General features: G+C 29.1%; 8 protein-coding genes, 1 pseudogene and 1 CRISPR repeat array (1 of these 10 only partly in view). All 9 genes and pseudogenes read left to right on the plus strand.

What is annotated here, in order from left to right:
* The first annotated feature begins 280 nt into the window (after positions 1-280).
* The 9 genes and pseudogenes from PP176A_RS00285 (at position 281) to cas2 (ending at position 9,554) form a co-directional block, all read left to right on the plus strand.
* Positions 281-1,313 (plus strand): annotated as a pseudogene (locus PP176A_RS00285) (IS30 family transposase).
* 147 nt (positions 1,314-1,460) lie between these two features.
* The gene (gene cas6, locus PP176A_RS00290; protein ID WP_071138460.1) at positions 1,461-2,183 is read left to right on the plus strand and encodes a CRISPR-associated endoribonuclease Cas6; all 723 of its coding nucleotides are present in this window, start codon (positions 1,461-1,463) and stop codon (positions 2,181-2,183) included.
* 11 nt (positions 2,184-2,194) lie between these two features.
* The gene (cas8a1, locus tag PP176A_RS00295) at positions 2,195-3,868 is read left to right on the plus strand and encodes a type I-B CRISPR-associated protein Cas8b1/Cst1 (protein ID WP_071138461.1); all 1,674 of its coding nucleotides are present in this window, start codon (positions 2,195-2,197) and stop codon (positions 3,866-3,868) included.
* Positions 3,858-4,742, plus strand: a complete 885-nt coding sequence (gene cas7i / locus PP176A_RS00300; RefSeq protein WP_200795924.1) for a type I-B CRISPR-associated protein Cas7/Cst2/DevR — start codon at positions 3,858-3,860, stop codon at positions 4,740-4,742. The genes cas8a1 and cas7i overlap by 11 nt, the downstream gene beginning before the upstream one ends.
* On the plus strand, positions 4,729-5,490 hold the full coding sequence (cas5b, locus tag PP176A_RS00305; RefSeq protein ID WP_234958724.1) for a type I-B CRISPR-associated protein Cas5b: 762 nt from the start codon (positions 4,729-4,731) through the stop codon (positions 5,488-5,490). Before cas7i ends, cas5b begins: the two co-directional genes overlap by 14 nt.
* 14 nt (positions 5,491-5,504) lie before the next feature.
* Positions 5,505-7,757, plus strand: a complete 2,253-nt coding sequence (locus PP176A_RS00310; protein WP_071138463.1) for a CRISPR-associated helicase/endonuclease Cas3 — start codon at positions 5,505-5,507, stop codon at positions 7,755-7,757.
* A gap of 11 nt (positions 7,758-7,768) precedes the next feature.
* Positions 7,769-8,260 (plus strand): CRISPR-associated protein Cas4, encoded by a 492-nt coding sequence (gene cas4 / locus PP176A_RS00315; protein WP_071138464.1) that lies wholly within the window; start codon positions 7,769-7,771, stop codon positions 8,258-8,260.
* Positions 8,261-8,271: 11 nt separating this feature from the next.
* Positions 8,272-9,270, plus strand: a complete 999-nt coding sequence (gene cas1b, locus PP176A_RS00320) for a type I-B CRISPR-associated endonuclease Cas1b (protein WP_234958729.1) — start codon at positions 8,272-8,274, stop codon at positions 9,268-9,270.
* A gap of 5 nt (positions 9,271-9,275) precedes the next feature.
* Positions 9,276-9,554, plus strand: coding sequence for a CRISPR-associated endonuclease Cas2 (gene cas2, locus PP176A_RS00325; protein ID WP_071138466.1), 279 nt, complete (start codon positions 9,276-9,278; stop codon positions 9,552-9,554).
* A 182-nt stretch (positions 9,555-9,736) separates the two neighbouring features.
* Positions 9,737-12,939: a CRISPR direct-repeat array (repeat unit 30 nt; unit sequence GTTTTAATAGAACTACAGTAGAATGTAAAT) (it continues 71 nt past the right edge of the window).

Raw genomic sequence — 12,939 nt, forward strand, 5'->3', positions numbered from 1 at the left:
CTATTAATATATTTACTATATTTATTAATATAGCATAATTATTTAAAAAGGTAAATGTTAAAAATATGATAAGTTGTTTCAGTTGTAAAACCATATGTGCACAGAATATTTTTACTATCTAAGTAAACTAAATTTTTGAGCAGTTAAATGTTTGATTTGTAAAATCTAAATGATAAGTTGTATAATGAATTGCCCAAATAAATAAAAAAAAGACCCATAGAGGTTAGAAACCAGTTATAATGAAGTTGAGAACACAACACAATGACTGGAGGAAACCACTATGGATCAAAATAATAGTACCACAAATAAAAGAAGATGGAAACAGATTTTGGAAAAAGAAAGATATCAAATTGAATCCCTATTAAAAGCGGGGTTAACCCCACTTTTAATAGGGATTCAGATGGATCGTGACAGCAGAAGTATAGAATGGGAAATAAAAAGAGAAAGTAATAGTAGCCTGACAAAAGAGATTAGGTATTGTGCAGATGTAGGACAGCGTGTTCACGAGGAATGTGCAGCTAATAAAGGAAGATGTCTTAAAATAGGAAAAGATCACAAATTAGTTAGCCACATAGAGAAAAAGATTAAAGATGAGAAATATTCTCCGGACGCTGTAATAGGAGAAATAAAAGAAAAAGGTTTTGTATTTGAAAGTTACATTTGTACAAAGACGCTATATAATTATATAGACAAAGGATTGTTTCTAAAATATTAGTAATAAGGATTTACCGGTAAAGAAAAATGGTAAAAAGCGAGAATATAAGCGAGTGAGAAAAGCAGCCCTTAATAATCTGAAAGGAAGAAGTATAGAACAACGTCCGGAAGAAGTAAAAAAAAGGGACGAATACGGGAACTGGGAGATGGATAGCGTTGTAGGCAGTGGTAAAGCATGTTTGTTGGTATTAACAGAAAGAAAAACCCGTCAGGAAAAGATATTTAAAATGAATAATAAAACTCAGGAAGAAGTGAAGAAAGTAATAGATAGAATAGAGAGAGAATATAAAGATGAATTCAGTAATATTTTTAAAAGCATAACGATGGATAACGGAGGAGAATTTCTAAATAAAGATGGAATAGAAAGAACATGCCTTAAGGATGGGAAAAGACGAACGACATGTTACTATGCACACCCATACAGCGCATGGGAACGAGGATCAAACGAAGTGGCCAACAAACTGATCAGGCGATTTGTTCCTAAAGGAACAAATATAGATAAACTAAAAGAATCAGAGATAAAAAGGATAGAAAATTGGATCAATAACTATCCTAGACGTATGTTTGGATATAAAAGTGCGAATCAAATGGTAATTTAATATAACTGGCAAAATTTTACTGGGCAATTAAACTTGCAATTTATATTGTAAAATCTAAATTTAAAAAATTGTTGACATATACAAATTTATATTGTATATCTAAGATATTAAGATAAAATTACAATGGATAAAAGGAGGTGAATTAATATGAGAATTATTGTAGAATTTTTGTTAGAAAAAGGCAGCATTGACAAAGATAAAAACAGAATATTTATCTCTATTATTAAAAGTAACTTAGAAAGTTATAATAAAAATTATTACAAAAAATTGTTTGAAAGTGGAACTGCAAGAAAATCATATTGTTTTGCATTATATATGAAAGATGCTGAATTTACAAGGGACAAAATTATAATACCAAGTAAAAAAATAATTTTTAAGTTTTCGACGTCAAATTTAGAGGATTCTATACATTTTTATAATGCTTTTTTGCAGAATGTTAAGAGAACTTATAAGATCAAGGAAAACGTTTTAAAACTCAATAAAATAAATATAATGAGAGAAAAGAAAATATATGATAATCAGGCGTCGTTTACTTCTTTATCTCCCGTTGTAGTTAGAGAACACAATGGAGATAATAAAAAAACCTGGTATTTTTCTTTGAATGATGAGAATGGAAGAATATTATTTTTGAACAATTTGAGGATTCAACTGTTAGAAGAATTTGGACAAGATCGTATTCTTGATGTTGAAGAGACAAAAGTTGAAGTTTTAAGCAATAAGAATGTAAAAGTTAAAAATTATGGAATTGAAGTTTTAGGCAATTTATGCAAAATAAATATATATGCCAAACCATACATATTAGATTATATGTATAAAAGTGGAGTGGGAGGGCTTAAAAGTTCCGGGTTTGGAATGTTAGATTTATTATAGGAGGTGATAGATTGAGTGGGAAAATTAGATTTTACCTGGATGACTGGTTGTTTAACAGTGGATTAGTTGGTTTTTATAATATATTAAAAAAATCTGAAGATTCAGTTGTAGTTGGCAAAGATTATTTGGAATTTGAAATTGAAGTATTAGAAAATTTTGAGGAAAAGTATTTTAATTATTTTATCTCTACTTATGAGAAAAATCTGACTTGGTATAAAATCATTTCTTTTGAAAATACAATTAAATATTATGAGGAGAAACAATTTGAAGGATTTGATGACAAAGCACTTAAAACCTTAAATAAATACATCTCTGATGTTGCCAAAAAATTCATAAAGAGTAACAGCTATTTGGCTGCTTTTGAATTTCTGGGAACGAAGGAAGAAATGTTATCTTTGGAAAAGCAGCTTACACCATTGAAGGTAAAAAAAAACCAAGACTTAAAGGATATTATTCCGGATGTGAGAAATACTTTTGATGTTTTGAAGGAAATTATTAATTATTTAAATAGAAGAGATGTCAAAAAATATGTGGCAGCAAAGAATGTAATATATTCCATTATTAACAAGGCATGGAATGGTATATGTTTTTTAAATCCTCAGACAAAAGAAAAGGATATGTACAAGGATTATAAAGAATATTTTGTAAAGCCCGCAATGGATTATTTTAATGAAGACAAGTCAAAGTACAAATATGATTGCTTTACATGCGATGAAAAAATAAAGGATATGACAAATGACCTTGGCTTTTTAAATGCTATTGGGTTTGATGTGAAGCGAAAGGCATCTCATGTTTGGAATTTCAACAATGATATATCTGTATGCCCTTTGTGCAAATTAATATATTCTTGTGTACCGGCGGGTTTTTCTTATGCTATTGATAGCGGAATATATGTAAATGACAACTTTTCTATGTCAAATGCAATTGGTATTAATAGTAAAATTAAAACGGAAGTTTTGGAGACAACGGATACTAACAGATCATTAACATACAGGGCATTGGTTGAGTCTATAAAGGAACAATTTACAGAAAGCACTAAATATGAATTGGCAGATGTGCAAGTAGTCAGGTATGTGAACGAAAAATATAGATTTAACATTTTGACAAAAAATATATTGGAATTAATTTATAAGTGCAAAACTGAACTGAATAATTTAATATCAAGCGGATATAAGGAAATCAACACATATTTTAATATTTATGATATAGTATTGGACAGTTTATTTAACAGCCAGAATTTGTACTTATTAATGCATAAGATGCTTCTGTACAAATTGACGGATTATAACAATTGTTATTTTTATGGGAAACAAATAAATAGCGTAATGAAGATTAACTATAATTTTATGAGGAGGTTAGGATACATGGAAAAAGTAAAAAACTATATTGTAGATAAAGGCAGAGATGAAGGAAAAAATTTGCGTTTAGGTTATGGGAAAAATACAGATAAACTAAGCGGTATATCATATAGACTTTTAAATGCCTTGAAGGTAAATGATGTAGACATGTTTATGGATACAGTACTTAATTGTTATTTATATGTTAAAAAATCGGTCCCCCCAATATTATTGGAAGTTTTAAAAGATGAGGATGCTTTTAAAACAGTAGGTTATGCTTTTACCAGCGGATTAATAGAAGGTCAAGATAATATAAAAAATATGGAGGTAGGAAAAGATGATAAATAATTTAAAACCGAAGGGTTTAGCTATTTCTATGATTATTGAGGCGGAGAGTGCAAATTATGGTGAAGGGGTTGGAAATGTTGCTTCACTGAAGAAAATGTCAAGAGGAAAAGGTAACCAGTATACTTATATTTCTAGACAAGCACTGAGATATAACATTGGAGAACAATTGGGGGAAAAATATGCACCTGTTAAAGCCGAAGGTAGTGGAGAGAAAAAGGTAATTCAATTTGATGAAAGTGCAACTATTGATGAATATCCAGAAATAGATTTTTTTGGATACTTAAAGACTGAAAAAGGTACCGGAGGAAAAAAACGTTCAGCGAAGATCAGAATATCAAATGCAATTTCTCTTGAAACTTTTAAAGGCGATTTGGATTTTTTAACCAACAAAGGATTGGCAGATAGACTTAAAGATGATATGAATATTGCTCAGGCAGAAATACACAGGTCTTATTACCGTTATACGATTGTTGCTGATTTGGATCAGATAGGAATTGATGAAGAATATAGTATAGAATTACCGAATAGTGAAAAGACAAGGCGGGTTAAAAAACTTCTGGATACTGTGGCTTTTTTGTATAGAGATATAAGGGGTAGAAGAGAAGATTTAAAACCTTTATTTGCTATAGGAGGAGTATATGATATTAAAAATCCTGTTTTTCAAAATGTAATAAATATTAAAGACAACAGGATTTTAGTAAACCAAATACAAGGAGTTCTATATGATAATATAGCAAAAGATACTTATTGTGGATTAGTAGAGGGAAAATTTGACAATGACAATGAAATAAAATCAAAACTTAAATCTTTATCAATGCCTGAGTTTTTTAATAAACTTAAAGCAAAGGTAGATGATTACTATGAAGGGAATTAGAATTAAATTACAGCAGGATATGGTGAATTATAAAAAACCTAACAGTTTTCAGTTAAAAGAAACTTATCCTTTGCCGCCTTATTCTACAATAATAGGTATGGTTCATGAGCTATGTGGATTTAAAGAGTATAATGATATGAGAATAAGTGTGGTAGGAAAGTATAATTCTAAGGTTAATGATCTCTATACGAGATATGAATTTAGTAACGGCAAAAAGTATGAAAATGGCAGACATCAGTTAAAGGTCGGAGAATACGGCATAAGTAGAGGTGTTTCTACTGTTGAACTGTTGGTTGATGTGGAGCTTCTAATACACATTATACCCATAGATCAAAATCTTGTTGAAAAAATAGAAAAAGCTTTTTTGTTTCCTACGGAATATCCTTCTCTAGGTAGAAGAGAAGATATAGCTATAATCAATGGAGTCAAAGTTGTAGATATAATAGAGGGTAAAATTAAGGATACAGTTCGTTTGGATGAACATCTTGGTAAAGGTTACAGCGCATATATACCAATAAAGGAACTGGAGAAAATAAGACTTAAAAACAAAGAAGAAGGCGTAAGTATATCAGGTACGAGATATAAATTAAATAGAAATTATGAATTGCTCAATTTAGGTACTTCCAAAAAACCTAAGATTATTAGGAAATGGAATAAGGTAGAGGTTATATACGGCGGCAATATATCGGTTTTAAGAAAAAAAATTGTTACAATGGACGAAGACGGGAACGTATTATTTGCTATCTGATGGGAGGAATATCTATGAAAGAATTTTTGGCAAAGACTAATCCCAAAGAAACTATACAGGAACATACTGATCAATTGCTGAAAAACTATAATTTACTAAAGTCAGCATATCCTAATCTAAATGTAGATTGGGATATGCTGTATATGGCATGTGTATATCATGATTTGGGCAAGATCAACAGAAAATTTCAAAATAGGTTAAAACATGGGAAAAGAGATGATTCAGAAATACCTCATGGCATATTGAGTCTGGCTTTTATAAATTATGAAGAGCTCGAGAGCAATGGATATAGTGAAGAAGATATATCAGTGTTATTTCATACAGTAGGCTATCATCACGACAGAAAACTTGATTTTAGTCTTAAAGATGTTGATGATGAAATTGAGTTGATGCAAAATGAGATTGATGATTTTAAGTATGACAAATTTAAAGAAGTGATGTTGAATGATACTATAGAAGAAGAGTTCTTTATTTTAAAAGATAGGATATATAGAAGGAATGGAGAAGAAAAATTTTTTAAGTATATTATGCTTAAAGGATTGCTAAATAGAATTGATTATGCCGCCAGTGCCCATCTGCCTGTGGAAAATAAAAATAATTTCTTATTAGAAGGGATGGAAAATCTATTAAATAATTGGAAAAGAAAAAATCCAAACTCTGAATGGAATAAATTACAAAAATTTATGATTGAAAATAGAGACAAGAATACTATTATAGCAGCCCAAACAGGAATGGGTAAGACGGAAGCAGGTTTACTGTGGATTGGAAACAATAAAGGTTTTTTTACACTGCCGATTAAAACAGCAATAAACTCTATATATAAAAGGATTGTAGAAAATATTGTGACCGATAACTTTAGCAACAAGGTAGGTCTTCTGCATTCTGACATAATGAGCATATATCTTAATACCCAAAGAGAAAAAGAAGTAGAAATAGATATACAAGAATATTTCAATAAAACGAAGCAACTATCTTTGCCTTTGACTATATGTACTATTGATCAAATCTTTGATTTTGTTTACAGGTATAAAGGCTTTGAGCCTAAGCTGGCAACTCTGTCATATTCTAAAGTTGTTATAGACGAAATACAGATGTATTCTCCTTTGCTTTTATCATATTTGATAGTTGGTATAAAATATATAACTCAGATAGGTGGTAAATTTTCTATTTTAACAGCTACACTTCCTAAATTTATAGTTGAAATTTTAAAAGATGAAAAAATAGAATTTGTATATCCAAAAGAAGGGCCTTTCATAGATACCACAATGAATAGACATAGAATAAAAGTTATACAAGAAGATATTAATTCTGAGTATATAAAAAAACTGTATAATAAAAATAAAGTATTGGTTATATGTAATACGGTGAAAAAGACACAGGAAATATATATTAATCTTAAGAAAGACAAAGTTCAAAATATAAACCTTTTACATGCGAGATTTATATTAAGTGATAGAAAAGATAAAGAAAAAAAGATAACAGATCTTGGGAAAAAAGAATCTAAAAATTATGGCATATGGATTTCGACTCAAATTGTTGAAGCCTCTTTGGATATTGATTTTGATTTATTGATTACGGAATTATCTGATTTGGCTGGACTATTCCAAAGAATGGGAAGATGTTACAGAAATCGTGAACTTGATAATGATGAATTTAATTGTCATGTTTTTATAGGTACTGATGATAAAAAATGCAGCGGTGTAGGTAGGATTATAGATAAAGACATATTCAATTTGTCAAGAAAATATATCATAAATAAAAAGGGAATATTTACTGAACAGGAAAAAATGGATATGGTAGATGAAGTATATTCAATGGATAAATTAAAAGATACTGATTATTATAAAGAACTTTGTAAAAATATAGATTACTTACAAAGTATAGAGGATTTTGAAAAGGAGAAATCAGAAGTACAAAAAAAATTTAGAAACATTGACAGTGAAACGGTTATTCCATTAAAAGTTTATGAAGAAAATATAGATATAATCAATGAATGTATTACAATTGTTAACCAAAAATTTGATGAATGTATGAATGAAAGAGAAGAAAAAGGCTTGAAACTCAGGAAGATAAGTTCAAAAGATAGACTTATGGGTTTCACCGTTAATATCAGGGGTGAAGAAGTGAAGGATTATAAAGAAAAAGAGTTAAGAATAAACAAATATGAAAGTATACCCATAGTAAGATGCAAATATGACAATGAAATTGGTATTTTATTTTCAAATGAAGACAAAAATAAAAATATTAGATCCACCAATATGTTTTAAGAAGGTGTATTATGAAAAATATAACCGGTGTAATGGTATATTATTATTTTGTTTGCAAAAGGAAATTATGGTATTTCAACAAAGAAATTAATATGGAATTTAACAGTGAGCTTGTTGGCATGGGCAAGTTAATTGATGAAAATTCTTACGGGCGAGAAAAAAAGAGTATTTTGATAGATGAAACTATTAATATAGATTTTTTAAAGGATTGGAAAATTATACACGAAATTAAAAAATCTAAGAAGATTGATGTTGCTTCAAAGTGGCAGCTAAAATACTATATTTGGATACTGAGAAATAAAGGTGTAGATATTGAAAAGGGGGTTTTGGATTATCCGCTCTTAAGGAAAAGAGAAGATATTTTTTTAACAAAAAAAGAGGAAGAGGGGTTGTTGCATGTACTTGATGATATTCAAAATATTATTGCAATGGACTTACCTCCGGAGATAATTAATAAAAAAACATGTAAAAAGTGTGCTTATTATGAGATTTGTTTTATATAAGGAGGTGCAGCGTGAAATTGGGAGAGACATTTTATATTATAAATAACGGAGATCTAAGGAGAAAAGATAATAATATAATCATTACTGGTACGAATGGTGAGTCTAAAAATTTAAAGGTAGAAGTTGCAGATGAAATTTATATATTTGGAGAAGTAAATTTAAATACAAAAGTATTAAATTTTCTATCTCAAAATAGAATTATTCTACATGTTTTCAATTATTATGGTTTTTATAGTGGAAGTTATTATCCTCGAGAGACAAATGTAAGCGGATATTTGTTAGTTAATCAGGTTAGGCATTATGATAACTATGAAAAAAGGATTGTAATTGCAAGGAAAATTTTAAATGCTTCTGCTCATAATATTTATAGAAATTTAAGATATTATAATGGAAGAGGTGTTGAATTAGAACAATTTATGAGTCAAATTGAATTATTGGCAAATACAATAGATGATGGAAATAGCATAGAAGAAATAATGGGAATCGAAGGAAATATAAGAAAAATATATTATTCATCATGGAATAATATTATAAAACAGAATGTTGAATTTGACAAAAGAGTTAAAAGGCCTCCTGATAATATGGTCAATTCTTTAATTTCATTTATTAATAGTTTAGTTTATACCACAACGTTGAGTGAGATTTACAAAACACAACTGAACCCAACAATTAGTTATTTACATCAACCTGGGACGAGAAGGTTTTCTTTATCTTTAGACTTGTCTGAAATATTCAAACCGCTTATTGCTGATAGAATGATATTTTCAATGCTTAACAAAAATCAAATTACAGAAAATGATTTTGATAAGGACTCAAATTTTTTATATTTAAGAGAAAATGCTAAAAGAAAAATTTTGGCAGAATATGATAACCGATTGAAAAATACTATATTTCATAAAGAATTGGGGAGAGATGTATCTTACAAATATCTAATAAGACTTGAATGCTATAAATTAATTAAGCATCTTATTGGGGAAAAAGAATATGAAGCCTTCAAAATGTGGTGGTGATAAATTTGTATATAATACTTGTATATGATATAGTTATGGATAAAAAAGGTGCTAAAGTTTCAAAAAATATATTTAAAATATGTAAAAAATATCTTACTCACATCCAAAAATCTGTATTTGAAGGAAACTTAACTGAATTAAATTGTATGAAATTAAGGATGGAGTTAAATGAATATATTAGAAATGATAAAGATTCAGTACTCTTGTTTAAAAGCAGAGATGAGAAATGGTTGCAAAAAGAATTTTTAGGAATTGTTGATGATAAAACGTCTAATTTTTTCTAAGTGCTTGTCGATGTGTAGTAGCGCAAAAAACATAGAGTATTGACAAACCTGTAAGTTTCAATATATAAGTTAGTATATTTTTTTATTTTGATGCTGTTATATATATTAATTTTATAAATATTATATTATCGACAAAATATAGAGCACAAATTGGGTAATATCAATAACTAATAACAAACGGGGTTTTAATAGAACTACAGTAGAATGTAAATGATGAAAAACATGGCAATCAATCTAACCGAACTTTCGTTTTAATAGAACTACAGTAGAATGTAAATATGATGAATTTCTCCAGCCTGCCCGCATATACAGCGTTTTAATAGAACTACAGTAGAATGTAAATACAAACAGAAAAAGGCAACCGGCAGTATAGTATTTGGTTTTAATAGAACTACAGTAGAATGTAAATAATTAGAACGATTGAATGTTCTCTTAGAAGAGAAAAGTTTTAATAGAACTACAGTAGAATGTAAATGAGATAGGCTTCTACGGAACGCAGGCTACAGCAAAGGTTTTAATAGAACTACAGTAGAATGTAAATGTGAAAAAGGGACTATATTTGGTTACACTTACTACAGTTTTAATAGAACTACAGTAGAATGTAAATATTTGGGGCTTGAATACCTATTTAGGGCAAAAGAACAGTTTTAATAGAACTACAGTAGAATGTAAATGGAGAACAGCATACCTTTAAGTGAAAAAGCACTGGCAGTTTTAATAGAACTACAGTAGAATGTAAATAAATTTTACGAGGGCAAATTCTTTTCCTTCCCCAGGAGTTTTAATAGAACTACAGTAGAATGTAAATAAAAAAACGAGTAGATGGCAGCGAAGAAGAGTTTACGTTTTAATAGAACTACAGTAGAATGTAAATTGGTTTAATCAAAACGCCGAGGATTTGGAGTTGTTAGTTTTAATAGAACTACAGTAGAATGTAAATAAAGAAACTATGGAGTACGAGAATTGGGTTAGACAGGTTTTAATAGAACTACAGTAGAATGTAAATTGTTTTCCCTTATAGTAGTCTAAAGCGTCTTGCAGAGTTTTAATAGAACTACAGTAGAATGTAAATAAAGAAGAAAAATTTTTAACTGAATATTTTCAGCTACGTTTTAATAGAACTACAGTAGAATGTAAATCAGTCTAAGCAAGGTAGAAAACTCCATGTCTCTCTAAGTTTTAATAGAACTACAGTAGAATGTAAATCTTTTTATACCCGGTTTACTGTCAACTTTTATTATTGTTTTAATAGAACTACAGTAGAATGTAAATTATTTAAATTGTGTGCCTATCAATTGCCCCGCCGACTGTTTTAATAGAACTACAGTAGAATGTAAATTTTTATCACCTACCTTTTAAACATAAGAAAGGCACCGTTTTAATAGAACTACAGTAGAATGTAAATAATAATAAATGATTTGAACGGCTTAAGTCCACAGCTGTTTTAATAGAACTACAGTAGAATGTAAATTAAGATCTTTGCCCCATAAATCTCCGGCTTCTGTAGGTTTTAATAGAACTACAGTAGAATGTAAATATCCCCAAGATAATCGGCTATATCCCGTATGGTTGCGTTTTAATAGAACTACAGTAGAATGTAAATGCCTTTGATTTAGAGTTTTATATATTTCATCTCTTAGTTTTAATAGAACTACAGTAGAATGTAAATTATGAAGATAGATTAAAGGAGGGGAAAGAAGAATGAGTTTTAATAGAACTACAGTAGAATGTAAATAACTAAGAGAATACCGTCACCTTCGGGCATTTTTCGTTTTAATAGAACTACAGTAGAATGTAAATATTTTGGTCAATGATAGCCATCATCATTTCTAATTGAGTTTTAATAGAACTACAGTAGAATGTAAATTATTAACAAGGAATGGCTTAGCCCCTTTTACGTCAAGGTTTTAATAGAACTACAGTAGAATGTAAATGAGCCTGATACTGTAGCCGCACACTTAGGAAAAATTGTTTTAATAGAACTACAGTAGAATGTAAATTGCAACGACAGGAAATTTGACACATTCGAAGCTAAGTTTTAATAGAACTACAGTAGAATGTAAATATGGAAGATATAGAATTTATGGACATTCAAGAATGCGTTTTAATAGAACTACAGTAGAATGTAAATGCCCTTGTATCTAAACAAAAGATATAAAATATTAGTGTTTTAATAGAACTACAGTAGAATGTAAATTTCTGTAGCTTCTTTGTAGTCGTCACTTTCAAACACGTTTTAATAGAACTACAGTAGAATGTAAATCAAGTTGTTTTTGTTCGCATATTCTCTCACGTCCTCGTTTTAATAGAACTACAGTAGAATGTAAATTTGCAATTACTGTATTATAGCTACCTATTCAAAATTGTTTTAATAGAACTACAGTAGAATGTAAATTATTGACTTCGGGTCCTTTGCATTTGGTGTATCTTGGTTTTAATAGAACTACAGTAGAATGTAAATTAATCAAGGCACTCTTGCGCTGTAAGCCACGTTTCAGTTTTAATAGAACTACAGTAGAATGTAAATCTCAATTAATTGTTTCAATTGCCTTGACATATATGTGTTTTAATAGAACTACAGTAGAATGTAAATTTTTCTAAATATGCTCTTGTGACAGATGTTGGAGAGTTTTAATAGAACTACAGTAGAATGTAAATACGGGATTATTTATGATGCATAATGTACATGGCAGGGTTTTAATAGAACTACAGTAGAATGTAAATGACGTAGGAAAAGGGCAGAAAGAGTTATATGACCTATTGTTTTAATAGAACTACAGTAGAATGTAAATTTCACATTTATCATTTATTTCTTTCAGCTTTTTATATGTTTTAATAGAACTACAGTAGAATGTAAATTAGCTTTTCCTACATTCACAGGGACACCAAAGGCGCGTTTTAATAGAACTACAGTAGAATGTAAATTCACTAATTAAAAATGGGTTTGGAGCAATTGCCTATGGTTTTAATAGAACTACAGTAGAATGTAAATAACGTATACAACAAAACAAATGGCAGAATATGCAGGTTTTAATAGAACTACAGTAGAATGTAAATAAGTAGTAAAACAATGTATGAAAAGAAATGGGATAAGTTTTAATAGAACTACAGTAGAATGTAAATTTTTCTTGACATATTTTTCTATAGCAGCAAGGACCATGTTTTAATAGAACTACAGTAGAATGTAAATCAAAGAAAGAGTTATCCAAAGATGAAAGAATTTCCAAGTTTTAATAGAACTACAGTAGAATGTAAATGAGTATAAGCAAGTTTTAAATTCTTATGCAGCCAAAAGTTTTAATAGAACTACAGTAGAATGTAAATTTATTATTTATTGTAGTAGTAACTATAGGACTAATAGTTTTAATAGAACTACAGTAGAATG

This window comes from Sporanaerobacter sp. PP17-6a (assembly GCF_900095615.1).
In the GTDB taxonomy this organism is placed as follows: Bacteria; Bacillota; Clostridia; order Tissierellales; family Acidilutibacteraceae; genus Acidilutibacter; species Acidilutibacter cellobiosedens.

Bases quoted from the DNA above. Each gene is read 5' to 3' on its own strand.
- cas6 (WP_071138460.1), top strand. From the start codon at position 1,461: ATGAGAATTATTGTAGAATTTTTGTTAGAAAAAGGCAGCATTGACAAA.
- cas7i (WP_200795924.1), top strand. From the start codon at position 3,858: ATGATAAATAATTTAAAACCGAAGGGTTTAGCTATTTCTATGATTATT.
- cas5b (WP_234958724.1), top strand. From the start codon at position 4,729: ATGAAGGGAATTAGAATTAAATTACAGCAGGATATGGTGAATTATAAA.
- PP176A_RS00310 (WP_071138463.1), top strand. From the start codon at position 5,505: ATGAAAGAATTTTTGGCAAAGACTAATCCCAAAGAAACTATACAGGAA.
- cas4 (WP_071138464.1), top strand. From the start codon at position 7,769: ATGAAAAATATAACCGGTGTAATGGTATATTATTATTTTGTTTGCAAA.